Annotated in this window: 25 protein-coding genes; 13 read left to right on the top strand and 12 right to left on the bottom strand. The window is 40.1% G+C overall.

The window, feature by feature from the left end:
• Positions 1–24: 24 nt before the first annotated feature.
• Positions 25–255 carry a hypothetical protein gene (locus tag NK987_RS16715; RefSeq protein WP_259264774.1) on the bottom strand — a complete coding sequence of 77 codons (231 nt, stop codon included), beginning with the start codon at positions 253–255 and terminating at the stop codon, positions 25–27.
• 290 nt (positions 256–545) lie between these two features.
• Here NK987_RS16715 and NK987_RS16710 point away from each other — a divergent pair, with 290 nt between their 5' ends.
• From NK987_RS16710 to NK987_RS16695, 4 genes are all read left to right on the top strand, one after another.
• Positions 546–1928, top strand: a complete 1383-nt coding sequence (locus tag NK987_RS16710) for a site-specific DNA-methyltransferase (protein WP_259264773.1) — start codon at positions 546–548, stop codon at positions 1926–1928.
• A 9-nt stretch (positions 1929–1937) separates the two neighbouring features.
• Positions 1938–2633 (top strand): hypothetical protein, encoded by a 696-nt coding sequence (locus NK987_RS16705; protein ID WP_259264772.1) that lies wholly within the window; start codon positions 1938–1940, stop codon positions 2631–2633.
• Positions 2634–2700: 67 nt separating this feature from the next.
• Positions 2701–3315 (top strand): DUF4230 domain-containing protein, encoded by a 615-nt coding sequence (locus NK987_RS16700; protein WP_259264771.1) that lies wholly within the window; start codon positions 2701–2703, stop codon positions 3313–3315.
• 52 nt (positions 3316–3367) lie between these two features.
• The gene (locus NK987_RS16695; RefSeq protein ID WP_259264770.1) at positions 3368–4819 is read left to right on the top strand and encodes an arylsulfatase; all 1452 of its coding nucleotides are present in this window, start codon (positions 3368–3370) and stop codon (positions 4817–4819) included.
• A 76-nt stretch (positions 4820–4895) separates the two neighbouring features.
• On the opposite strand, the gene tsf is transcribed toward NK987_RS16695, so the two are convergent.
• The 5 genes from tsf to NK987_RS16670 form a co-directional block, all read right to left on the bottom strand.
• A complete protein-coding gene (gene tsf, locus NK987_RS16690) occupies positions 4896–5726 on the bottom strand; it encodes a translation elongation factor Ts (protein WP_259264769.1) in 831 nt (276 codons plus the stop codon).
• Between the two features lie 102 nt (positions 5727–5828).
• Positions 5829–6590 carry a 30S ribosomal protein S2 gene (rpsB, locus tag NK987_RS16685; protein WP_241124530.1) on the bottom strand — a complete coding sequence of 254 codons (762 nt, stop codon included), beginning with the start codon at positions 6588–6590 and terminating at the stop codon, positions 5829–5831.
• Positions 6591–6631: 41 nt separating this feature from the next.
• Positions 6632–7018, bottom strand: coding sequence for a 30S ribosomal protein S9 (rpsI, locus tag NK987_RS16680; protein WP_258423830.1), 387 nt, complete (start codon positions 7016–7018; stop codon positions 6632–6634).
• 11 nt (positions 7019–7029) lie between these two features.
• Positions 7030–7473, bottom strand: a complete 444-nt coding sequence (rplM, locus tag NK987_RS16675; protein WP_113925655.1) for a 50S ribosomal protein L13 — start codon at positions 7471–7473, stop codon at positions 7030–7032.
• Between the two features lie 121 nt (positions 7474–7594).
• Positions 7595–8305 (bottom strand): RluA family pseudouridine synthase, encoded by a 711-nt coding sequence (locus tag NK987_RS16670; protein WP_259264768.1) that lies wholly within the window; start codon positions 8303–8305, stop codon positions 7595–7597.
• Positions 8306–8517: 212 nt separating this feature from the next.
• Between NK987_RS16670 and NK987_RS16665 the strand changes: the two genes are divergently transcribed.
• Entirely contained in the window at positions 8518–9321 is an 804-nt protein-coding gene (locus tag NK987_RS16665; RefSeq protein WP_259264767.1) for a HipA family kinase, read from the top strand.
• Positions 9299–9682, top strand: a complete 384-nt coding sequence (locus tag NK987_RS16660) for a DUF3037 domain-containing protein (RefSeq protein WP_258423827.1) — start codon at positions 9299–9301, stop codon at positions 9680–9682. Before NK987_RS16665 ends, NK987_RS16660 begins: the two co-directional genes overlap by 23 nt.
• Positions 9683–9701: 19 nt before the next feature.
• On the opposite strand, the gene NK987_RS16655 is transcribed toward NK987_RS16660, so the two are convergent.
• From NK987_RS16655 to NK987_RS16645, 3 genes are all read right to left on the bottom strand, one after another.
• Positions 9702–10784, bottom strand: a complete 1083-nt coding sequence (locus NK987_RS16655; protein WP_258423826.1) for a sensor histidine kinase — start codon at positions 10782–10784, stop codon at positions 9702–9704.
• A 2-nt stretch (positions 10785–10786) separates the two neighbouring features.
• On the bottom strand, positions 10787–11476 hold the full coding sequence (locus tag NK987_RS16650) for a response regulator transcription factor (RefSeq protein ID WP_258423825.1): 690 nt from the start codon (positions 11474–11476) through the stop codon (positions 10787–10789).
• Between the two features lie 150 nt (positions 11477–11626).
• On the bottom strand, positions 11627–12415 hold the full coding sequence (locus NK987_RS16645) for a DUF3108 domain-containing protein (protein ID WP_259264766.1): 789 nt from the start codon (positions 12413–12415) through the stop codon (positions 11627–11629).
• Positions 12416–12594: 179 nt separating this feature from the next.
• On the opposite strand from NK987_RS16645, the gene recA reads away from it, so the two are divergent.
• Positions 12595–13626 (top strand): recombinase RecA, encoded by a 1032-nt coding sequence (recA, locus tag NK987_RS16640; RefSeq protein WP_258423823.1) that lies wholly within the window; start codon positions 12595–12597, stop codon positions 13624–13626.
• A 51-nt stretch (positions 13627–13677) separates the two neighbouring features.
• Here the strand turns inward: recA and NK987_RS16635 are convergent, their stop codons facing one another.
• A complete protein-coding gene (locus tag NK987_RS16635) occupies positions 13678–14922 on the bottom strand; it encodes an ABC transporter permease (RefSeq protein ID WP_258423822.1) in 1245 nt (414 codons plus the stop codon).
• A gap of 116 nt (positions 14923–15038) precedes the next feature.
• Here NK987_RS16635 and queA point away from each other — a divergent pair, with 116 nt between their 5' ends.
• The 5 genes from queA (at position 15039) to NK987_RS16610 (ending at position 19571) form a co-directional block, all read left to right on the top strand.
• Positions 15039–16088 carry a tRNA preQ1(34) S-adenosylmethionine ribosyltransferase-isomerase QueA gene (gene queA, locus NK987_RS16630; RefSeq protein ID WP_258423821.1) on the top strand — a complete coding sequence of 350 codons (1050 nt, stop codon included), beginning with the start codon at positions 15039–15041 and terminating at the stop codon, positions 16086–16088.
• A 105-nt stretch (positions 16089–16193) separates the two neighbouring features.
• Positions 16194–16874, top strand: a complete 681-nt coding sequence (locus NK987_RS16625; RefSeq protein ID WP_259264765.1) for a 2-C-methyl-D-erythritol 4-phosphate cytidylyltransferase — start codon at positions 16194–16196, stop codon at positions 16872–16874.
• A gap of 127 nt (positions 16875–17001) precedes the next feature.
• Positions 17002–17790: a cell wall-active antibiotics response protein gene (locus NK987_RS16620; protein ID WP_258423819.1), complete on the top strand. Its 789-nt coding sequence runs from the start codon at positions 17002–17004 to the stop codon at positions 17788–17790.
• A gap of 10 nt (positions 17791–17800) precedes the next feature.
• Positions 17801–18844: a sensor histidine kinase gene (locus NK987_RS16615; RefSeq protein ID WP_259264764.1), complete on the top strand. Its 1044-nt coding sequence runs from the start codon at positions 17801–17803 to the stop codon at positions 18842–18844.
• Positions 18837–19571 carry a LytR/AlgR family response regulator transcription factor gene (locus tag NK987_RS16610; protein ID WP_259264763.1) on the top strand — a complete coding sequence of 245 codons (735 nt, stop codon included), beginning with the start codon at positions 18837–18839 and terminating at the stop codon, positions 19569–19571. Before NK987_RS16615 ends, NK987_RS16610 begins: the two co-directional genes overlap by 8 nt.
• A gap of 25 nt (positions 19572–19596) precedes the next feature.
• On the opposite strand, the gene NK987_RS16605 is transcribed toward NK987_RS16610, so the two are convergent.
• Together NK987_RS16605 and NK987_RS16600 are read right to left on the bottom strand one after the other, a co-directional pair.
• Positions 19597–19818 (bottom strand): DUF2795 domain-containing protein, encoded by a 222-nt coding sequence (locus NK987_RS16605; RefSeq protein WP_008625540.1) that lies wholly within the window; start codon positions 19816–19818, stop codon positions 19597–19599.
• Positions 19819–19894: 76 nt separating this feature from the next.
• Positions 19895–21142 (bottom strand): DUF349 domain-containing protein, encoded by a 1248-nt coding sequence (locus NK987_RS16600; protein WP_258423816.1) that lies wholly within the window; start codon positions 21140–21142, stop codon positions 19895–19897.
• A 136-nt stretch (positions 21143–21278) separates the two neighbouring features.
• Here NK987_RS16600 and ettA point away from each other — a divergent pair, with 136 nt between their 5' ends.
• Positions 21279–22958, top strand: a complete 1680-nt coding sequence (ettA, locus tag NK987_RS16595; protein WP_259264762.1) for an energy-dependent translational throttle protein EttA — start codon at positions 21279–21281, stop codon at positions 22956–22958.
• The last annotated feature ends 93 nt before the right edge of the window (positions 22959–23051 follow it).

Raw genomic sequence — 23051 nt, 5'->3', positions numbered from 1 at the left:
ACAGATCGATATGGAACGTATGGACTATTTGATTTTTTCCACCTCTAATTCTTTCAAATCACTTTCTTCAATGACTTTGCCCAAGTCTAAACCTCCTCGAAAGACAAGCATTCCTCCGGCAAGACCCATCGGAAGATTTTTATTTTGAATGCCCTGGGTCAACAGGTATGTACCTGAAAATAGCATCACGGCAGGCTCAACGGTTTTGAGGCTTTTTTTGGCGATTCTAAATATTGAATTCAATAGCTGTGACATGACTTTTATATTTATGCAGTCCGTATTTGTGAGACTGCGGTTAGACATTCACTAATTTAATCACAAAATAGTTGCAATTCACGCAACCTGATGTTTTGTTGATGTTGGGATATATTTAGAAATAAAATCAATTGTAACCGACCACTCCCATTTATACTAACCATTTACCTGAGTTGCAAAAACCATGCATTTTTTAGTAATACCTTAAGATAACGGCTATTTTTAATCTACACCAAGTGCTTTTGGGAATAAATTGTATTTTTAGTGTTTCAATTTAGAAAACACTCTGAATGAGCAAATCCGATTACAGTAACCTTTCCAAAGAACAACTTCTTGAGATGATCCACCACTTGGACAGAAGCAGGAAGTATGGATTGGTATGGGAGGAAGAAAAGGAACCTGAAAAAGTGGTTGCTGAAATTCAGGATAAAGTTCCGGTATTGCGGGAAATCCAAGACAGGGAGATTTTCAACAGTGCCGGTCAACCTACCCATCTGCTGATCGAAGGCGACAATTTTCACTCACTCACAGTTTTAAATCAGACCCATCAGGGCAAAATTGACCTCATTTACATAGATCCTCCTTACAACACCGGTAAAGAAAACGAGTTTCTCTACAATGACCGCTATGTGGACATCAATGACGGGTATCGACACAGCAAGTGGCTGTCCTTTATGTGGAAGCGGCTGAACCTAGCTAAAAATCTTTTGAAAAGCTCCGGTGCGATTTTTATTTCCATCGATGACAATGAGATTGCACAGCTGAAGTTGCTCTGTCAGGAGATTTTTGGAGAAGAGAATTTTGTAGCCCAATTTGTCAGAAAAAATAAAGCCGGTTCCGGACATGACAGCGGTCAGGTCGCAGTGGAGTTTGACTACATGCTTTGCTTCGCAAAAAACAAAGCCGAATTGAAGTTTGCGAAGGAGAAGCTCGATGTAGAAAGTGACAAGAAGTATAGACTTTCAGATGAACATGTGGAGTTTAGGGGGAAATATTACCTGCGTGATTTGGATTATCGAGGGTCGTATAGTGAAAGCATGGATTATGTGATTACCGCGCCCGATGGAACAGAGATGCTTTCGGGAGGAAAATTTGGGAAGCCCAACACTTGGAGGTGGAATCAGGACAAATTGAAATGGGGAATTGAAAACGATTTTATCGTATTCAAAAAAACCAACAAGCAATGGAAAGTCTATATCAAACAATATCAGTTTGTCGACAACGTGAACAGGCGACGCGAACGGCAGCTTCCCTACCGGGCTTTGATCCAGTTTTTGAATTCGGAAGGAAGTCAGGAACTGAATGAGGTGGTGGCGCAAAGTATTTTCAAATTCCCCAAACCGATAAGCTTGATCAGGTTTTGTATCGATTTGTTTGAATCCAAAGAAATCACCGTGCTGGACTTTTTTGCCGGATCGGGGACGACTGGGCATGCAGTTTTGAAGGCCAACGAAGCGGATAGGGGCAAAAGACAGTTTATCCTCTGTACCAACAATGAGAACAATATCTGCGAAGAAGTGACCTATACGCGTGTTTCTAAGGTGATCCAAGGCTATCAGGGACCCAAAAAACTTCATGCTCCGATTGCACAAAATCTTAAATATTTTAAAACCGGATTTTTGGAGAAAGCAAAAGAAAACCACCAGGAAGAAAGTCACATTTTTGAATCTTGAGAAAACAGAATGGTCAGTTTCGAGCATATCCTTCACCTTCCTCTGACCGAATCAGAAATCCTCGAATCGATCCAAAAAGCAATTGAAAATACCAGTATCTCGGAATTGGACAATCTCCGATTCCGTCATCCAAACATCCAATTTGATTGCATGATCAGAGGGTATTTGGGCGAATTTGCGATCCAGAAATGGCTCAAAGAAAATGGGATTGAAGTTGAAAGGACGAATCTAATATTGGAGGACGATCAGGTAGACATAGACTTTGTATATAAAGGCCAAAATATTGAACTCAAGACTTCCTTGGTTCCCAATGCGGACCAAACGGTCAAAAATGCCCTTCTCAACCGGGATATCAAACTGATCAGAAGGGAAGAGAAAATCGAAAACCTTAGAGGGGATATTCACTTGCAGGTTTTTTTCAACCAAAGAAGAAAAGCAAAAGACGATTGGTTAAAGGCTTTGAAGGTTGATTTGGGCCTTAAAGATCCTAAATACCTGTATGATGCTTTTTGTGCCAAGCGATACCAAGCGGACTTGTTTTTTGTGGGTTGGATTGATAAGATTACTTTGGTGAAAAGGATAAATCTTATGGGAGAAAGAGAAAGGACTTGGACATTTCAGAAGTCAAAGCGTGAGTTTTGGTCCTGCAGGATTCTGGAATCAAATAAACCTGTTGAACTGATCTATTTCTTGAAATCTATTTGATTTAGATCCTCCAAATTTCTTTGTAAACGCACTTAATTTTCCCCAACTTTAAGCAAAATCTTTGATCATGAACAGGTTTATTTTCGGCTTTATTGCGGCACTTTTGGTACTTGGAAGCATTTGGTATTTTGTAGGGAAAAGGGAAAACAAAGACGAGATCCGAGCCAACTCGGCCATGATTCAGCAACAAATCCAAAATGTTGGAAAATTGATTGTGACAGAGGGGTATTTTTCACAGGTATTTACTTTCAAAAATTCACAGAATCTTTTTTTGGATATCGTCACTTCGGACAAAAAAGCCTTGGTTGTGGCAAACGCCAAAGCGACAGTTGAGTATGACCTGAGGCAATTGGAAACGAGGATTGATGAGGACAACAAGACGGTGGTAATCACCAAGATCCCGGAACCCGTCATCAATATCTATCCTGAAATCGAATATTATGACGTGACACAGGATTACTTCAATAAATTTGAAGCAAAGGATTACAATAAAATCAAGAACAGTGTGACCGCCCAATTCCGCAAGAAAATTGAATCATCAGGTCTCAAGGACAATGCACAGGAGAGACTGATGAGCGAATTGGTCAATATTTATGTCCTCACCAAATCCATGGGCTGGACGTTGATGTACAATGAAGTCATCATTGACAATGCTGAGCAGATGAAGAATCTGAAGCGTTAAGGAATGGTGATTTTATTTCCATAATTTTATTTTCCTGAACTAAGACTGAATTATGAAACTTCAATTCTTCCTTTTCTTTTTTCTGATCATTGGGTTGATTTCTTGTGGACAAAGCAAAGAAAAATCCATAGAGGAAACAGAATCCACGAAACCCAACATCATTTTTATACTCGCTGATGACCTTGGCTACGGAGACTTGGGGGTAACAGGGCAAACAAAAATCGAAACCCCAAATATCGATAAGCTTGCAGGGGATGGAATGCTTTTTACAAATCATTATACCGGAACCACTGTTTGCGCACCATCGCGGTCAGCATTGATGACAGGCTTGCATACAGGACATACGCCGATCCGTGGAAATTTTGAAGTCCAACCTGAAGGTCAATATCCCATGCCGGATACAATTTTGACTATTCCCAAAATGATGAAAAAGGCAGGTTATGCTACAGGTGCTTTTGGAAAATGGGGGTTGGGATTTGTAGGCACTTCAGGAGATCCCAATAACCAAGGCTTCGACAGGTTTTTTGGATACAATTGCCAACGCTATGCCCACCGCTACTATCCTGAATACCTTTGGAACAACAATCAAAAAGTGATGCTAGATGGGAATGACTGGACCAACCAAACCACCTATGCTCCCAAAGTCATCCATCAAGAATCCTTACAATTTATCGAAAACAATAAAGACAAGCCGTTCTTTATGTTTGTGCCTATGGTGACGCCACATGCCGAGTTGGCGACATCCGACACTGTATTATTGAAAAAGTATAGAGAGAAGTTTGGGGATGAAAAACCGTATCTCGCTCCCAAAGGACATGACTATGGTCCGGAAATCATTATTCCTGGCTACCAATCAGTGGAATATCCCCGAGCGGTTTATGCTTCCATGGTGGAGCAATTGGACAGGCAAATCGGAGAGATTATCCAAAAACTCGAAGAACTCGGATTGACCGAAAACACCATCATCATTTTTGCTTCAGACAACGGACCACATCAGGAAGGTGGCAACGACCCCGATTTTTTCCAAAGCAATGCAGGGAGAAGGGGGTACAAAAGAGATTTGTATGAAGGAGGAATCCGGACTTCACTGATTGTGAAGTGGCCTGGAAAAACTAAACCTGGATCACAGACTGACCACGTTTCAGCTTTTTGGGATTTCTTACCCACTTTTGCCGAGATCGTAGGGGAAAAAGTCGAAAGCAAAATTGACGGGATTTCATTTGTTCCCACCTTAAAAGGCGAGTCAGGCCAAATGCAGCATGAATACCTCTATTGGGAATTTGTCGAATTGGGAGGTAGGCAGGCCATCCGAAAAGGAGACTGGAAAGCAGTCAGGCTGAATGTCAAAAAAGACAGGAATGCTCCCATTGAACTGTATAATCTTAAAGAAGATCCCTCAGAATCCCGGAATGTGGCTGATTCGAATCCTGAATTAGTCAAAGAAATGGCCAAACTTCTTGAGGTTGCGCATGTTCCTAACCCTGTTTTTAAATTGTTTGAATAAAAAAACCTTCGGCTTTTGACCGAAGGTTCTTATTATTTTATAACTAATTAACCATTCCGATAGCTATCGGAACCAATTAACCGATTGTAATTCTCTTGAAAGCAGACACAGTCAAACCTTTGCTGACTCCATCAAGGTATTGTGCAATGGTTTTTGCATTGTCTTTTACGAATACCTGGCTAAGCAAAGTGCTTTCTTTGTAGAACTTCTGCAGTTTACCCAAAGCGATTTTTTCCAACATTTCTTCAGGCTTGCCTTCTTGTCTTGCTTGGTCTTTACCGATTTCGATTTCTCTTTCGACAGTAGAAGCGTCTACGCCGTCTTTGTCAACTGCCACAGGATTCATGGCTGCAATCTGCATGGCTACGTCTTTTCCTGCTTCTTCGACGTCAGCACCTTTGGTGTTTACCAAAGAAACCAATACGCCCAATTTGCCATTGGAGTGGATGTAAGGAACTACGGTTTCACCTTTGATGACTTCGTAGTGGGAGATTTCGATTTTCTCGCCGATTTTTCCGGTCATTTCGATGATCTTGTCCTGAACAGTGATTGACTCATATGGGAGGGCAAGAATTTCAGCTGTTGAAGCGCAATGATTGCTCGTTGCGATAGTCAACAATTCATTTGCAAAGGTTACGAATCCTTCGTTTTTGGCCACAAAGTCAGTTTCGCAAGTCAATGAAAGCAAAGTACCGACAGTCCCGTCAGCACTTACATGTGTGACGATAGTTCCTTCTTTGGTTTCTCTGTCAGCTCTTGAAGCTGAAACTTTCTGACCTTTTTTTCTAAGGATGTCAATCGCTTTTTCGAAATCACCTTCAGCTTCGGTAAGGGCTTTTTTGCAGTCCATCATACCGGCACCTGTCATTTGTCTCAGTTTGTTTACTTCTTGTGCAGTAATAGCCATTGTTATTGTCTTTTATTTATTTAAGAATTTCTTATTAAACAAAAAATTGAACACAGGGCGCTACCTTATGTTCAATTTTTGTAATCAGTATATCAAAGTGGATTACTCTTGTGTCTCTGCGTCGACAGCTTTTTTTGCTTCTTCCTCTTCGGTAAGTTTAGCATCTTCTTTGTCTCTTTTCCTCTCGGAAAGACCTTCTTCGATAGCTGTACCAAACGCTTTGATCAACAAAGAGATGGATTTGTATGCATCGTCATTGGCAGGGATTGGAAACTCCACCTCATTTGGGTTGGAGTTGGTATCTACCAAAGCGAAAACAGGGATACCAAGCTTTTGTGCTTCTGCGATCGCAATGTGTTCTCTTTTGATGTCTACTACAAATAGAGCAGCAGGAAGTCTGGTAAGGTCAGCTATACCTCCCAAAACACTTTCCATTTTCTCTCTCTGTCTTGTGATCATCAAACGCTCTTTTTTCGCAAGGTTGGTGTAAGCGTCTTCTTTCATCATTTTGTCGATGGTAGACATTTTTTTCAACGACTTGCGGATAGTAGCGAAGTTGGTCAGCATACCGCCCAACCACCTTTCAGTGACGTAAGGCATATTGAGTCTGCGTGCTTCTTCAGCCACTAAGTCTTTCGCCTGCTTTTTAGTAGCGACGAACATTACTTTTTTTCCTGAGCGTACGATCTGCTTGATTGCGTTGGATGCTTCTTCGAGGCAAACAAGCGTTTTGTTTAGGTCAATGATATGGATACCGTTCTTCTCCATGAAGATATACGGGGCCATTCTTGGATCCCACTTTCTCGTCAAGTGTCCAAAGTGAACACCAGCATCCAGTAAGTCTTTATATTCTATTTGTGCCATTAATAAATATAGTTACGATATAAAATTCAAAGAATTCCTGATTAACGTTTGGAGAACTGGAATCTCCTTCTTGCTTTTCTACGTCCCGGCTTCTTACGCTCCACCATTCTTGGATCTCTGGTAAGGAATCCTTCTTTTTTCAAAGCAGATCTGTGTTCAGCATCGAATTCGCATAGCGCTCTGGATATTGCCATCCTTGCAGCTTCGGCTTGTCCTGTGATACCGCCACCGTCCAGATTGATTTTGATATCATAAGAACCTTCAACACCTACTAGGGCTAAAGGTTGTTTTACAATGATCTGGTGTAGTTCGAAAGGGAAATAAGTTTCGATCGCTCTGTCATTTACAGAGATCTCTCCTTTGCCCGGTTGCATGTAGATTCTGGCGACAGATGTCTTCCTTCTACCTATTGTATTGATGATTTCCATGTATCCTGGGATTAGAATTTGAGTTCTTTTGGTTGCTGCGCAGCATGAGGATGCTCAGGACCATTGTAAACAAACAGATTTCTGTACAATTGGCTTCCAAGTCTGGTCTTTGGAAGCATACCTCTAACAGCTTTTTCTACAAGGATTGAAGAAGACTTAGCCTTCAACAATTTTGGAGTAGAAATACGCTGCCCACCTGGGTAGCCTGTATGGCGAACATAGACTTTTTCGTCCATTTTTCTGCCGGTCAGCCTTACCTTGTCTGCATTGATGACAATCACGTTGTCTCCGCAGTCTACATGAGGGGTGTAGTAAGGCTTGTGCTTACCCCTCAAAATTTTTGCAACCTCACTCGCAAATCTACCTAATACTGCAGCCTGGGCATCCACTACCACCCAGTTCTTCTCTACAGTAGCAGCATTCGCTGATTTGGTCTTGTAGCTTAATGTATCCACTGTGTAAATGTTTAATTATTAGCTTGTTAAATATACTTCACCCTCAAAAAGGGACACAAAGATAGAAGTAATTTCTTTTTATTGCAAAAGAAACAAATTTATTGCCCACATTTTCTTTGAGTTAGCCGTTTTTTTCCAATTGTTTGACCAATACATCAAAGTCTTTTGGGTAAGGTGCAACCACTTCTATCCTTTCTTCTTTGGTTCCTTTGAACCCGATCGAATAGGCATGGAGTGAAACCCGCTGCATGATGGGCAATTCATCAGTCCCTTTTTTGAGGTTAAACCGTCGCTTAAGTGCGGACAGGTAAACCGGCTTGCCACCATAAGTTTCATCACCACATATCGGGGATCTCAGATGGGCAAGGTGAATCCTGATTTGATGAAGTCTTCCGGTAATGGGTTTGCATTCAATCAAAGAGTGAGCATAATAGGTTTTGATAGTATTGAAAATGGTCTGGGCTGGTTTGCCGTCCTTGGTCAATTTGGCAATACCCTTATTGTTGGCGTGGATTTTCTTGTCCACCATTACCTCTTTGTATTCGTGAATGCCTTCCACCACAGCGTGGTAGACTTTATTTACTTTCCTGTCTTCAAACTGGATCGCAATATTCCGGTAAGCTTCGGGATTTTTGGCGATGACCAAGCAACCTGAGGTTTCTTTGTCCAATCTATGGCATACTTGTGCATCCGGGATGTACTGTTTAGCAAGATCGAGGATGTTTTGCGCCTCGTGCCTGTCGTCCAATGTCGACAAATAGGGAAGTTTATTGATGACAAGGTAATCCTCGCTTTCAAACAGAATAAGGTCCTTAAAATCAATTTTTTTCATGCTTATCTTCTCCTAACAGGGGCGCAAAATTAGAGAATTAATATCAGTGCAAAAAATTTTGTCAGAATATTGTTGACAGACTTCACCAAAGTGATTCCTGATTTAATTTAGAAATACAATATTTTCTAATCTGATTCAGCTAAATATACTTCGGTGAATATATACTAAGATCTAATAACTTTACAATCTGAAATCATCCTATTGAATTAATCATGGATACAACTTTTCAAAATCTCCACCTTCGTACCGTCAATGTCATGCGCTATGTGATGCCGTTGCGGGAAGGTGGTTCCTTGCCGGCCTTGGCGGAAGCGGACGATGGGTTTGATTATGTGCTCAAGTTCCGTGGCGCAGGTCAGCGGGAAAAAGCGCTTATCTCAGAATTGTTAGGAGGGGAAATTGCAAGGATGCTTGGGCTGAAAGTTCCGGAACTGGTTTTTGCTTATCTCGATGAGGCTTTTGGAAGGTCAGAAGGCGATGAAGAAATACAGGATTTGCTCAAGGGCAGTCAGGGGTTAAATCTAGGTTTACACTTTTTATCCAAAGCACTGACTTTTGATCCCGGAGCTTCCAAAGTCGATGGATTGCTGGCTTCGAGGATTGTGTGGCTTGATGCGTTAATTACCAATGTGGACCGGACTTTCCGCAATACCAATATGCTGATCTGGAAGCGAGAACTTTGGTTGATTGACCATGGGGCGGCATTTTTGTTCCACCATTCTTGGGACAATTGGGAACGGCATGCCACCGGACCTTTTCCTTCCATCAAAGACCATGTGCTTTTACCTTTTGCGGACAGGCTAGAGGAAGTGAATAGGGAATTCCGCGAGAAACTTAAAATGGATCAGGTTAATACCTTGATTGAAGCTCTTCCTGATGATTGGCTTTTAGCTTCTCGGGATGTGGAGACGGCTGAAGAGGCAAGGTCAGTGTATAAACAATTCCTTTCACTCAGATTGGAATATTCGGATGTATTTGTAAAAGAAGCGCAAGATGCAAGGCAAACACTTATATGAGTATGCGGTCATCCGTGTAGTTCCACGGGTGGAGCGTGAGGAATTTGTCAATGTGGGCGTAATTCTCTGTTCTAAAAAAGAAAATTTCTTAGAAAGCAGGATTCAACTAGAAGAAGGAAAGTTATTGGCTTTGGATCCTGAGGTTGATTTGGAATTGCTATGCGATTATTTGGACTCATTTACCAAGATATGTGAGGGAACAAAATCCGGTAGTCCTATAGCTGAGATGGATCCTGCTTCAAGATTTAGGTGGCTGACAGCCCTGCGGAGTTCCATGATACAGACCTCAAGGCCACATGGAGGATTGACAGGGGATCTGAAAAAGACTTTGGAGGAACTTTTTGCCCAATTTGTTTCCTGAAATAGATGGATTTTTGGTTTCAGACAAACAATGAATTCAAGGTTTTAAGGACAGTCTTTTCAGGGGACTTTTCCAAGGGTAGTTCAAAACTGAATATGGAGCCTTTGCCCAAAGTACTGCTGACTGAGATCTTACTTTTATGCCCTTCCAGGATATGTTTGACGATTGCGAGTCCGAGTCCGGTGCCGCCTCTTTCGCGGGACCTGCTTTTTTCCACCCTATAAAATCTTTCAAAAATACGTTTTAGGTCCTCTGCAGGAATTCCTTTGCCGTTGTCCTTGACTTCAACAGTAATTTGGCTTTTATGGGTTTTGAGGTGTACTTCCACCTCGCCGCCGTCATTATTGTATTTAAGGGCATTGGAAATGAGGTTTTGGCAAACCCGGAAGATTTTCTCTTTATCAGCAACCGTTTTGAAGGATTTTTCTTTGTCATAAAAGAAACGGATCAACATGTCCCGCTTTGCTGCTTTATGCTCCAGATCCTCAATGACTTCATGAATCAAATCCTTTAAATCGAAAGTTTCAAAATGGAATTTGACTACACCGCTTTCCATTTGATTGAGAGTGAGAAGATCCTGAACAAGCTTATCCAACGCATTGAGGCTTTTTGCAGCCCGCTTGAGAAACTTAAGCCTTACGGATTTGTCATCCACAGCGCCATCGAGCAGGGTATGTATGTAACCCTGTGCCGCAAAAATCGGAGTTTTCAATTCATGGGAAATATCAGCTATAAATTCCCTCCTGAATTCTGCGTTTTTTTGAAGTGCCTCGATTTCCTTGTTTTTGGTCTGAGCATAGATATTGATAGAAGTATTGATTCTTCTGAGGGGTGAAATTGAAAGTTTGTCAGATTTTTCTGGAATATTGGAATAGTCTTTTTTTTGAATTTTTTCCAAGACGCTATATATATCACTGATCTCTTTGAAGACCAAAAATTCAAGGGTGATATTTGTCAATATATAGGAAACAGAGAAAGAAATGCCTCCCGCAACTATTAAGAGGGTTGGTGTGGCATCATCCAATAACAGTAAAAATGCCACTGTCAAGGCTGAAATCGCCAAAGCCAAGATCAATGAAATACCCCTCGATGTGGTGAGCATACTTAATTCAATTCGAATTTATAACCCACTCCTTTCACAGTGGTGATGTAATCTTCCCCGATTTTTTCACGGACTTTTCTGATGTGGACATCGACAGTTCTTGCTAATACAAATACATCTGTTCCCCAAATATTCTGCAATAAATCATCTCTGCTGAAAACTATATTCGGGTTTTTGGCGAGAAAATATAACAGTTCAAACTCTTTTTTGGGAAGTGTGATGGTCTTACCGTTTTTATCAATGGTATAACTTGTTCGGTCTATGATGAGGTCTTTTATTTTGATTTGGGCTACTTCATTTTCTTTTTTGGATTCCCTTCTGAAGAGTGCCGCAATCCTGCTCATCAATGCTCTTGGCTTGATCGGTTTAGTGATATAATCATCTGCCCCTACGTCAAATGCGGCTACTTCTGAATATTCTTCAGCTCTTGCTGTCAGAAATATGATAAAGGTTCCTTTGAGTTCCGGGATTTCCCTGATTTGCCTGCAGGTTTCGACACCATCCTGATTGGGCATCATGATGTCCAATAGGATTACATCGGGAAGAAACTTGGCTGCAATCTTTACTGCCTTAATTCCATCTTCTGCTGATTCTACCTCATATCCCTCTTTTTTGAGGTTGTAAGTTAGAATATCAATGATATCAGGTTCGTCGTCAACGACCAGAATTTTGACTTTTTGTTTGTCACTCATGAGAAAATAGCGGGTTATGATAGCGCTAATGTGATGCTAATTTATAAAAAGGCATCACAAAAAATGTTTTAATAATGTCAAAGGTATCAAATACAACATAAAATTTTTTTTCAGCCACTTAATGTTAATCCAATGTTAACTGACTGTAAATTAATTATTACGAAGATTTTTGGCTTCTATGATTTCCATATCCAAAGAACCGATCATCAACTTTGCTTTAATCCGTAATGGGATTTTGTTTTTGTCATCAGACACCCATACAGTCACAGGATGGTCTCCTCTGAATAATTTGTTTTTGGGAATAATAGGCACCAAAACGTAGGATTCAAATTTCCCGATGGTCGTATCTACCCATTCCTTTCTCCTGTATATTAATTTTACGTTATAAATTTCTTTATCAAAAAACCCTACTAGGTGAATGGTGTCTCCAGGTTTGTATTTCTTAAAATCAAGGGTTCTCAAAAAATAAAATCCGCTTACAATGTCCTGCACCTGCGAAGGAACAGGATAATCTTTTGTGTCGACTATATTTTTGTTTTCTCGGTCATATAATTTTACATGGGCATTTTTCATTTTATGGTCAAAAGTTACCCGTTCGTGTTTCCGGTATCTGCCTTCTTCGATGTGTCTGTATGAATGATGCGGGATTATTTTTGCAGTATCGAGATAACTGCCCCAATTGTCATTTACATTGAAAAGTTTGAAAACGCCAAGTGTTTGGCCGAATACATCTATTTTGTAGGTAGGGATATTATTTATCGTTGAGATTTCAGGATTGACTACCATCCTTGCTTCTGCAGCATCAAAAAAACCAAACGTAACCTTAAAAAGCAGTTCCTCTCCTTTTTGAAAAGCAGTGTTTTTCTGTGCAAAACCAGAAGAACATCCCAATAGAAAAAATATTGAGACAATTACTGACTTTTTGAACCGTTTTTTCATTAATTTTTCTTTTCTACCAAAAGGTTGTCAAATCTTATTTCAATATTAGCGATATATTTAATAATACGGATTTTTGGTTGCTCAAAGTATAAATACGCAATCCTTTTTGGAAGTGTTTGGGTTCCAATTATCTATCATTAATTTACAAATTCAAATCAAAGTTTTGAAAATATTCAATTATGAGTGTAAACACTGAGAAATTAAAAGCACTTCAGCTTACAATCGATAAGCTGGAAAAAACCTACGGCAAAGGCACTGTCATGAAACTGAGTGACAACAAGGTTCAGGATATTCCTGCTATTTCTACAGGTTCGTTGGGTTTGGACATGGCATTGGGCATAGGTGGTATTCCAAGGGGGAGGGTGATTGAGATTTATGGGCCTGAATCTTCCGGAAAGACTACTTTGACCTTACATTGTATTGCAGAAGCTCAAAAAGCCGGTGGGCTTGCCGCTTTCATTGATGCTGAACATGCCTTTGATAAAAGCTATGCTGAAAAGCTCGGTATCGACACAGAAAATCTTTTGATTTCTCAACCGGATAATGGGGAGCAGGCTTTAGAAATTGCCGAACACCTGATCCGCTCTGGTGCCATTGACATCATTGTCATCGACTCTGTTGCTGCTTTGGTGCCGAAGGGTGAATTGGAGGGGGAAATGGGTGACAGTAAAATGGGGCTTCAGGCTAGATTGATGTCACAAGCTTTGAGAAAATTGACCGGGGCAATCAATAAGACTGGATGTTCTTGTATTTTCATCAATCAGCTAAGAGATAAAATCGGTGTGATGTTTGGAAGCCCTGAGACAACTACTGGCGGTAATGCACTCAAATTTTATGCTTCTGTAAGGCTTGATATCCGAAGAATTGGACAGATAAAAGAAGGTGCTGACAATATTTTAGGTAACAGGACAAAGGTAAAAGTTGTAAAGAACAAGGTAGCGCCTCCTTTCAAAGTGGTAGAGTTTGACATCATGTATGGTCAGGGAATCTCCAAAGTCGGCGAAATCATTGATATAGGTGTCGAGTTTGAGATCATCAAGAAAGCAGGGTCTTGGTTTTCATACGAAGGAAATAAATTGGGGCAAGGACGTGATTCTGTCAAAGCAATCCTGCTTGACAATCCGGAATTGATGGAAGAGCTGGAAAAGAAAATCAAAGAAAAAGCCGGTCTTGGTGCAGCTTCCTTAAAAGTGGAAAAAGAAGAGGAATAAAAAAATCCTTTCAATCATAAACAAAAAAAGACCCTATTAGGGTCTTTTTTTTTATGCTGCTCGGATAGCTTCTACCGGATCAAGTTTTGCTGCAAGAGTGGCAGGAACAATCCCAGATACTATTCCTATTATAGATGAAATACCCAATCCCAGGACAATGTTTTTCAAGGACAAAATCAACTCCAAAGAGCCTAGCTGAAGGAATGTGAGTCCATATACGATTATGATTCCTGTTACTCCCCCAATCAAACTGAGGAAGACAGCCTCAAAGAGGAATTGGAATAAAATAAAGTAATTTTTTGCACCAAGGGATTTTTGGATTCCTATGATATTGGTCCTTTCTTTGACAGAAACAAACATGATATTGGCAATTCCAAAACCCCCAACAAGAATAGAGAAACCTCCGATGACCCAGCCTGCACCACTGATGACATCGAATATCGATCCCAGTGTATTCATGATGAATTCGGATTTGTTTAACGAGAAATTATCTTCTTCTGTAGGTTTTAATCCCCTTTTAGCCCTAAGTGACCCGATCAGTTCATTTTCCAAAGCGATCATACCAATGTCACTTTCCAAGCCTTTGACAGCTATGCTTGGTTCAATTCCATTTTTACCCACAAAAAACAATTTGGTGAAACTGCCATAAGGAATCATGGCTGCTTCATCTTTGGATGCAATTTCAAATAAGCCTTCTCCCTCCAATTCGAATATGCCGATGACGACAAATTTTGCCCCTTTGATCTTAATTTCTTTTCCGATAGGCTCAGAGTTGGGAAATAAAGTATTGGCTACTTTCTCCCCAATTATTGCCACATTTCTAGATCCATTTATTTCTGATTCTGTAAAAAACCTTCCTTTTTGTACCGGAACGTCATATACATCCTTGTAGGTATATGTGACTCCGGTAAGATTTGTGCCTTTATATGAATTACTTCCGAACTGAACTGTAGTATTTGCCCCAGCTGAAAAAGAGACAGCCTCAGCATTTCTCAGTTTTTCTTTAAGGAAAGTATATTCAGAATAGGTACTGTAAGGTCTTCGGAAATATTTCCACCAAGGATAATCGGGCCCTCCCACAAATTGAAACCTGTTGACCGTAACAACATTGCTACCCAAAAAACTAAAGCTGGATTTAATGTTTTTTTCGAGTGAATCTACTAAAGTAAATACAGCAATGATGGCGAAAATCCCCACAGTTACTCCCAAAAGAGAAAGAATGGTCCTAGTCAGGTTTGATTTTAGGGCTTGCATGGCAAACAGCACACTTTCCCAGATTAGTTTTAGAAATATCACGTCTTAGAAGTTGTTTTAAAAGTAATTGGCAATATAAGTAGAATTCGGGATTTTTATTTTTAACTTTGCGGTTTTTAAATCTTAAATTAAGATCAAGAATATCATATTCACAACCTATGAAGTTATCAGACTTTAAATTCGACGTCCCCAAAAAATTAATTTCTTTATATCCCACACCAAATAGAGACGAATCCCGACTCATGGTGGTTCATAGAAAAACCGGTGAAATTGAACACCGTATTTTCAAAGACATCATCGAATATTTTGGTGACGGCGACGTATTTGTCATGAACGACACCAAAGTCTTCCCTGCAAGGTTGTACGGCAATAAAGAAAAAACAGGTGCAAAAATTGAAGTTTTTCTTTTAAGAGAATTAAATCAGGACCTGAGACTTTGGGATGTTTTGGTAGATCCTGCCAGAAAAATAAGGGTTGGAAACAAACTTTATTTTGGAGATAGTGATTTGGTTGCTGAGGTTATTGACAACACTACTTCCCGTGGTAGAACTATCAGATTTCTATTTGACGGTTCGGATGAGGAATTTTACAAAACAATAGATACCCTTGGTGAGACACCGATCTTGAAGGAATTCATTGAGCGGAAAGTGGAGTCTGAAGACAGAGAAAGGTATCAGACTATTTTCGCCAAAAATGTAGGGGCAGTGGCCGCACCGACAGCAGGTCTTCATTTCACCCCCCATCTTTTGAAAAGATTGGAATTGAAAGGCGTGGAAGTTTGTCCTATAACTCTTCACGTGGGATTGGGCACTTTTAGACAAGTGGACGTGGAAGACCTAACTAAGCACAAAATGGATTCCGAAAATTACGATATCCCTCAAAAAACCGTTGATTTGGTCAATGAGGCTTTGGATAACAAAAGGAAAGTAGTGGCTGTAGGTACCACCACTTTGAAGACTGTTGAATCTTCCGTGACTGCCAACAGCAGATTGAAAGTCAGCAGCGGTTGGACTGATAAGTTTATTATTCCTCCTTATGATTTTAAAATTGCCAATGCACTTATCACAAACTTCCATTTGCCTGAATCGACCTTATTGATGACTGCATCTGCGTTTGGAGGTTATGATTTGGTGATGAAAGCTTATAAAGAAGCCGTCAAAGAAAAGTATCGGTTTTTCTCCTATGGAGATGCCATGCTAATCCTCTAAAACATTAAAAGGCTCGCAAGAGCCTTTTTTTTATTTTCTATTTTTTTCATCTTGGAGTTGTAATGGAATACAATCAAATTCCGAATTTGAACATCCAATCGTAAAATGAATAAGTTTGCCGTAATTGTAGCAGGAGGAAGTGGGACCCGTATGGGAGCTCCGATTTCAAAGCAGTATTTAGAAATAGGTGGAAAGCCGATTCTGATGCATACCCTTGAAGTTTTTTTCAAAACTCTCTCTGACATCAATTTGATTTTAGTAATTCCTGAAAAGGACTTTGGCTTTTGGGGAGATCTTTGCGGTCAATACCAATTTGATATTCCGCATGCGATCATAAAAGGGGGTAACAGCAGGTTTCAATCTGTCAAGAATGGATTGGATTCTATATTTCATTCAGAAGGAATTGTCGCTATTCACGATGGAGTCAGGCCTTTTGTTAGTTCACAGGTGATTCTTGAAAGTTTTGATGTGGCTGAAAAATCCGGATCTGCCATTGCGGTCGTTGCGCTCAAGGATTCCTTGAGGAAATTGACGGATGATGGAAAATCATTTTTTCAGGAAAGACAGAATTTCAGGTTGGTTCAGACCCCCCAGACTTTTTTGCTTTCCAAAATAAAAAAAGCATTTGATGTCACCGAACTATACCACTTTACCGACGATGCCACAGTATATGAACATCAGGGTTGGCAAGTAGAACTGATTTCAGGAAATCCTGAGAATATTAAAATAACCAGTCCTGATGACATGGTTTACGCCGACTTTTTGGTCAAGAAACGGTTAATTTAAAATCCGTTTACCTAGTATTTTCCTTCATTCACCGAGAATCTTTCGGTGATAACCTATTTCATGTCTCTTATTTTTTCCTCATGATATAGCTTTGTCATCATCAAATGAATCAAAAAACAACAATATCATGGCAAAGAATAAATTTTCCTCCAAAAACAATGACCTCACAGCAGGCATCATTATCCTTGCTATCGGCGGGGTGTTATTATTGAAAGCAATGGGATTCTGGCTTCCCGGATGGTTTTTTTCATGGCCGATGATTCTCATCGCCATTGGGGTTGTCAGTCTGATCAAGCATAATGGTCAGTCGGGGTTCGGAGTTTTCATGCTTCTTTTCGGATCTTTCTTACTGGCAAAAAGAGAATTTGGGATTCCAATTGAACTAGAACCATTCATTATTCCTATCGGATTGATTATCCTTGGAATCTTTCTTATTCTTAAAAGATCAAGAGACAGGAATAAATTTAATGATGCTTTTTTTAAATCATACAACAAAAACACTGAAGCATCAGCGACGACCAAGGATCCTTTTTCTCAAAATTTTGCTAAACCCCAATCCATATCCTTTACCGACAATGGCGACACCATCAATGCCCAGGCTTTGTTTACTGGGATACAGAAGCGGGTATTGTCCAAAAATTTCCAAGGAGGTAAGATTTCGGCGATTTTTGGAGGAACTGACATTGACCTTTCCCAGGCAGACCTCGCTGATGGAGCGATCATTAATGTGGAAGTGGCTTTTGGTGGTGTAAAACTCATTGTACCCCCTCATTGGGACCTTCAGATCAATGTCACCAATATCTTTGCAGGAATAGAGGATAAAAGGATGTATCCGCCAACTCCCAATGATGGGACCAAAGTTCTGAGGATCTATGGGTCCATCATCTTTGGAGGTTTGGAGATCAAATCTTTCTAATCAGGATCAAATGCTAAGAAATCTGATTTCACGCAATAATTTTGACTGGTTAAAAGCCTTAGCCGCTGTCTTTCTTTGGATGGTGGCTTTGGCTTATTTGATTAGCTTTTATGGATATCCTTTCCAATCTGCCCTGATTGATTCTGCTGTTCATTCTCTCTTAATCCTATTTGGATTTTGGGTATTGGAAAACGTTTTCAAATATTACCTGCCAAAGCGCTCGCAAGCCTTGATGGTTCTAAACTTCGGATGGGTATTTGCTGTGGCTTTGGTTTTTGCCGGCGATTATTTTCTGGGATTTTTTTTAAGTTCCGAGCATGATTATCTTGACTTTGCAAGCAAAGTCATGCCGGTCAAAGGATTGATAGCTTTCATTTTGTATGTTTCTTGGGCTGCCCTTTTGGTATTCAATGCCAAAATTGAAGACCAGATTAAAACCAAAGAGAGACAAGAGAAAATAGATCAGATGGCAAAAGACGCCGAACTCTATCATTTGCGTCAGCAGTTACAACCACATTTTTTATTCAATAGCCTGAATTCAATTAGCGCATTGATCAAAAGCCAACCCGAAAAAGCAAGAGAAATGGTGCTTCAGTTGGCCGAATTTCTCAGAGGAACCATCAAAAAGGATGACCAAAACTGGCTTACTGTTTCTGAGGAAAAGGATTACCTTAACCTTTATCTTGATATCGAAAAAGTGAGATTTGGTCATAGGCTAAAGGTTGAATTCCAAATTGATGAATCCGCTTTGGAGGCTAAAGTGCCGCCTTTGATGATTCAACCCCTTCTTGAAAATTCGATTAAGCATGGCTTGTACGGAGTGACCGGTGAGGTTTTGATCAGTTTATCATTTGTAATGCAGCAAAATTACCTAAAGGTGACCTTGTCAAATCCTTTTGACATGGAAGCAGGACAGGCAAAAGGAACAGGATTTGGACTTGATGCTGTCAAAAGGAGACTATATTTATTGTTTGGAAGAAATGATTTGTTGGAAACCAAAGTAAAAGCAAAGGAATTTACCGTCAACTTAAAAATCCCTCAAAGGAATGATTAAAGTACTGATAATGGATGATGAGCCATTGGCAACCGAATTGGTCAGTGAATATTTGGCCGATTTTCCCCAATTCGAAATTCAAAAAGTTTGCCACGATGGCTTTGAAGGTTTGAAAGCCATTCAGGAGCATAAACCTGATCTGATTTTTTTGGATATACAAATGCCTAAACTTACAGGATTTGAATTGCTCGAATTGTTGGATAACCCACCGGCTGTGATATTTACCACTGCATTTGATGCCTTTGCCCTCAAAGCATTTGATGCCCACGCAGTGGATTATTTGCTCAAGCCTTTTTCCAAAGCAAGGTTTGCCAAATCATTGGAGAAATTCCTCCAAATGGGTAACAATCAGGAAAGCATCAATGCTTTTAAAAATGAAAGTGTTTTGAATCCGGAATCTGCAAACAGGGTAGTATTGAAGGTGAAAAATGAGATCAAAATTATTCCAATCAATGAAATCAAATACCTTGAGGCCAATGATGATTATGTGAATATTTATACCAAAGAGGGGAAATTTTTAAAAAACAAGACCCTTTCTTTTTATGAGAAATCATTAGATACTTCACTTTTTGTAAGGGTGCATAGGTCGTACCTTGTCAATATTTCAGAAATCACTAAAATTGAACCTTATGAAAAAGAAGGTTATATGTTGAAGTTAAGAGGAGGTGAAAATATTCCGGTAAGCAAATCAGGATTTCCAAAACTCAAGTTGGTCTTGGGGATATAAAAAAAAAGCCCGATGTCGGGCTTTTTTAATATTCATCTTCATTGAAGAAGAAATCGTCTTTTGTGGGATAATCGGGCCAAATTTCCTCGATATTTTCGTAAGGCTCGCCGTCATCCTCTAATTCTTGGAGGTTTTCGACAACTTCCAAAGGAGCACCTGAACGGATTGCATAATCAATCAATTCGTCTTTAGTTGCAGGCCAAGGTGCGTCTTCAAGATATGACGCAAGTTCTAGTGTCCAATACATAGTGTGAGTTTTAAATGTTTACAGCCTTAGCGGTCTGCAAAAATAGAAATTGTTTTAAATTTTCAATGTTAACTTATTATTTATTTGAAAGTTCTTTGAGAATGAAAGTTTTCACATCAATTTTTCTTTTGAATGTTCCGATTTTTCTTCTCATCATGACTTCAAAGTCTTCCTCATTTGTTCTGAAATTTTCAGCATTGTCTTTTACTGTAGCGAGTTCGCTTTCATCCCTGTGAATCAGATCTCTCAAGATTCCCATTTTAATCTTTTTCTGTTCTGTTTTGTCCTTTTGATTGAAGTCCTCATATTTTGACATCGCCAACCTCTCCAAGAATAGTTTTTCAAAAACTATTTCAGAAAAGAAAGTAAAAGAACGCATAATCAGATTTGCTTCTTTGGGCTTGCGTTGTGGAAGTTTTTTCCATTCTGCCTGCAATCTTTTGGCAGACGAAACTCCATCTGGATTTGTTTCGGCATAAGCGAGTTTTTTCATTTCGTCCGTCATGGACTCCATTTTTTTCATCAACTCCCATGGTTTCATCTGCGGACCTGTTTCCATGGTTCTGCGGAATCTGCTGAAAATCCTATTGTTCAATTTGGAAAATTCATCCCAAAGTGGCTGTCTTTTTTCAGCTGGCACCCTTCCTGCAGCTTTCCATTCCTTTTGGATCCTTTTGGAGATTTCAAATGCTCTCTTAGCATCAGGATTGTCAAATGCTGCTCGAGCTTCAATGACTAACTTCTCATAGATTTTTATGTTGACCTCAGCCTGTACGGCCATATCCTCAAAAAAGTTTTTTCTATTTTCAAAAAAAGTATCGATCGCATTATTGAAGGATTCTTCCATTTCCTCTTCAAATTCCTTCTCTACGGGCCCAGTTTTGATCCACCGCATTTTTAGGTTTTTGAATTCGTCAGCAGTTTCCTTCCACTCAGTACTGTTTTTCAAAGCTTCCGCTTCTAAAATAAGTCCCTTTTTGATTTCAAGGTTTTTCTCCCTGTTTTTCTTGATGATATCTTCAAGATATTCTTGGAGTTGCTCCAATTCATCTATCAGCGGAATAAAATCACCTAAGGCATCATATTCCAACAAGGAATCTTTCAGATGAACCAATTTCATCAAAAATGAACCCTTATTTTGATTTTCTTCGATGTCCTTCTTAAGCTGTGCTATTTTCTCTTTGAGGGTAGTAAACCTGTCCTCAAAGTATTTGATAGTCGATGCTTCATCTTCTTTTACTTCTCCAATCACCCTATCCGGCTGATTCAAAAATTCCCTGAGATAAACCTTGTTATCTTTAATGTACCCGTACGGATGCTCCATTGCGATTTAATAGGTTGGTTTGTGGTGTGGTCCTTCTTTTTTTGCAAATTAATTAATTCAAAAGCATTTATCCTAAGAAAGGTCTTTTTTTGCCATCTTTGTCCATCATGGTTTACAAATCAATCAAATATTAGATATGAGTGCAGAAAAAATCATATTTTCTATGGCAGGGGTTTCCAAAATATACCCACCTCAGAAAAAAGTTCTAAAGGACATTTATCTTTCTTTTTTTTATGGAGCTAAAATCGGTGTCTTGGGTCTCAATGGATCCGGGAAAAGCTCCCTTTTGAAAATCATTGCGGGCGTAGACAAGGAGTTTTTGGGTGAGGTGGTCTGGTCTCCCGGTTATACGGTAGGGATGCTGGAACAGGAACCAAAGTTAGATCCCGGCAAAACAGTGAAGGATATCGTGGAGGAAGCAGTGGCTTCGACTGTGGCCCTACTTAAAGAATTTGAAGAAATAAACGAAAAATTCATGGATCCTGCCCTGATGGATGATCCGGATGCCATGGATAAATTGATAACCCAACAAGGCGAAGTACAGGAAAAGCTCGATGCAGCCAATGCTTGGGAGCTTGACACCATGTTGGAAAAGGCCATGGATGCCCTACGCCTTCCTCCAAGTGATGCCATCATAGGAAACCTTTCTGGGGGAGAAAAAAGAAGGGTCGCACTTTGCAGGCTTTTACTCATGGAACCAGATGTATTGCTTCTTGATGAACCTACCAACCACCTCGATGCTGAGTCGGTGCTTTGGTTAGAGCAGCATTTGCAGCAATATAAAGGAACTGTTATCGCCGTCACGCACGATAGATATTTCTTGGACAATGTCGCTGGTTGGATTTTGGAATTGGATAGGGGAGAGGGGATTCCTTGGAAGGGCAACTATTCCTCGTGGCTTGATCAAAAACAAAACCGTCTGAAACAAGAAGAAAAGACCGAATCCAAGCGACAAAAAACCCTTGAAAGGGAATTGGAATGGATCAGAATGACCCCAAAAGCCCGTCAGGCCAAAGGAAAGGCCAGGCTCAGTGCTTATGACAAACTCATCAGCGAAGAGGGAAGAGAGAAAGAAGCGAAGCTAGAATTGTATATCCCTCCGGGACCAAGATTAGGAGCAAAAGTTTTGGAGGTAAATGGCGTGTCCAAGGCCTATGGGGATAAATTATTGTTCGAAAATTTATCCTTCAACTTACCTCAGGGAGGAATTGTAGGAATCATCGGACCAAATGGTGCAGGTAAATCCACCCTTTTCAAATTAATCATCAGTCAGGAAAAAGCTGATGCGGGGAATTTCGAGGTGGGAGAAACTGTGAAACTCGCCTACGTCGATCAGGAACATGACAGGCTTGATCCCAACAAATCGGTATATGAGACCATATCAGAAGGAAATGAGATCATCAAACTTGGCAACAAAGAAATGAATGCCAGGGCATATGTAGGCAAGTTTAACTTTGTAGGATCCGATCAGGAGAAAAAAGTAGGCATCTTATCGGGCGGGGAAAGAAATCGAGTCCACCTAGCCATAACACTAAAAGAAGGTGGGAACCTTTTACTTCTAGATGAACCGACCAATGATTTGGATGTAAATACCCTTAGGGCACTCGAAGAGGCTTTGGAAAATTTTGGTGGCTGTGCAGTTGTCATTTCCCACGATAGGTGGTTTTTGGACAGGATATGTACTCACATTCTTGCTTTTGAAGGGGATTCACAAGTGTATTGGTTTGAAGGGAACTTCTCCGATTACGAAGAAAATAAGAAAAAGCGTCTAGGCGATGTGGCTCCGAAGAGGATTAAGTATAAGAAATTAAAGTAAGATTTAAGCTTAAAATAATATTGAAACCTCCAACCTGGGATAGCGGGTTGGAGGTTTTTTTATGGCATGATTTTACTCCGAGTCAGGTTCTTA

Origin of the sequence: Aquiflexum gelatinilyticum, assembly GCF_024813435.1 — a bacterium.
In the GTDB taxonomy this organism is placed as follows: domain Bacteria; phylum Bacteroidota; class Bacteroidia; order Cytophagales; family Cyclobacteriaceae; genus Cognataquiflexum; species Cognataquiflexum gelatinilyticum.
Note: the sequence above shows the minus strand (reverse complement) of the source record. Positions and strands in the feature narration are given on the sequence as shown.

Excerpts from the sequence above, each read along its gene's own strand:
- NK987_RS16715 (WP_259264774.1), bottom strand. The coding sequence starts at position 255 with ATGTCACAGCTATTGAATTCAATATTTAGAATCGCCAAAAAAAGCCTC.
- NK987_RS16620 (WP_258423819.1), top strand. The coding sequence starts at position 17,002 with ATGGCAAAGAATAAATTTTCCTCCAAAAACAATGACCTCACAGCAGGC.
- NK987_RS16665 (WP_259264767.1), top strand. The coding sequence starts at position 8,518 with ATGGATACAACTTTTCAAAATCTCCACCTTCGTACCGTCAATGTCATG.
- NK987_RS16600 (WP_258423816.1), bottom strand. The coding sequence starts at position 21,142 with ATGGAGCATCCGTACGGGTACATTAAAGATAACAAGGTTTATCTCAGG.
- NK987_RS16610 (WP_259264763.1), top strand. The coding sequence starts at position 18,837 with ATGATTAAAGTACTGATAATGGATGATGAGCCATTGGCAACCGAATTG.
- NK987_RS16615 (WP_259264764.1), top strand. The coding sequence starts at position 17,801 with ATGCTAAGAAATCTGATTTCACGCAATAATTTTGACTGGTTAAAAGCC.
- rpsI (WP_258423830.1), bottom strand. The coding sequence starts at position 7,018 with ATGGAAATCATCAATACAATAGGTAGAAGGAAGACATCTGTCGCCAGA.
- tsf (WP_259264769.1), bottom strand. The coding sequence starts at position 5,726 with ATGGCTATTACTGCACAAGAAGTAAACAAACTGAGACAAATGACAGGT.
- NK987_RS16700 (WP_259264771.1), top strand. The coding sequence starts at position 2,701 with ATGAACAGGTTTATTTTCGGCTTTATTGCGGCACTTTTGGTACTTGGA.
- NK987_RS16660 (WP_258423827.1), top strand. The coding sequence starts at position 9,299 with ATGCAAGGCAAACACTTATATGAGTATGCGGTCATCCGTGTAGTTCCA.
- NK987_RS16705 (WP_259264772.1), top strand. The coding sequence starts at position 1,938 with ATGGTCAGTTTCGAGCATATCCTTCACCTTCCTCTGACCGAATCAGAA.
- recA (WP_258423823.1), top strand. The coding sequence starts at position 12,595 with ATGAGTGTAAACACTGAGAAATTAAAAGCACTTCAGCTTACAATCGAT.
- NK987_RS16670 (WP_259264768.1), bottom strand. The coding sequence starts at position 8,305 with ATGAAAAAAATTGATTTTAAGGACCTTATTCTGTTTGAAAGCGAGGAT.
- NK987_RS16655 (WP_258423826.1), bottom strand. The coding sequence starts at position 10,784 with ATGCTCACCACATCGAGGGGTATTTCATTGATCTTGGCTTTGGCGATT.
- NK987_RS16710 (WP_259264773.1), top strand. The coding sequence starts at position 546 with ATGAGCAAATCCGATTACAGTAACCTTTCCAAAGAACAACTTCTTGAG.
- NK987_RS16645 (WP_259264766.1), bottom strand. The coding sequence starts at position 12,415 with ATGAAAAAACGGTTCAAAAAGTCAGTAATTGTCTCAATATTTTTTCTA.
- NK987_RS16625 (WP_259264765.1), top strand. The coding sequence starts at position 16,194 with ATGAATAAGTTTGCCGTAATTGTAGCAGGAGGAAGTGGGACCCGTATG.
- rpsB (WP_241124530.1), bottom strand. The coding sequence starts at position 6,590 with ATGGCACAAATAGAATATAAAGACTTACTGGATGCTGGTGTTCACTTT.
- queA (WP_258423821.1), top strand. The coding sequence starts at position 15,039 with ATGAAGTTATCAGACTTTAAATTCGACGTCCCCAAAAAATTAATTTCT.
- NK987_RS16605 (WP_008625540.1), bottom strand. The coding sequence starts at position 19,818 with ATGTATTGGACACTAGAACTTGCGTCATATCTTGAAGACGCACCTTGG.
- NK987_RS16695 (WP_259264770.1), top strand. The coding sequence starts at position 3,368 with ATGAAACTTCAATTCTTCCTTTTCTTTTTTCTGATCATTGGGTTGATT.
- ettA (WP_259264762.1), top strand. The coding sequence starts at position 21,279 with ATGAGTGCAGAAAAAATCATATTTTCTATGGCAGGGGTTTCCAAAATA.
- NK987_RS16650 (WP_258423825.1), bottom strand. The coding sequence starts at position 11,476 with ATGAGTGACAAACAAAAAGTCAAAATTCTGGTCGTTGACGACGAACCT.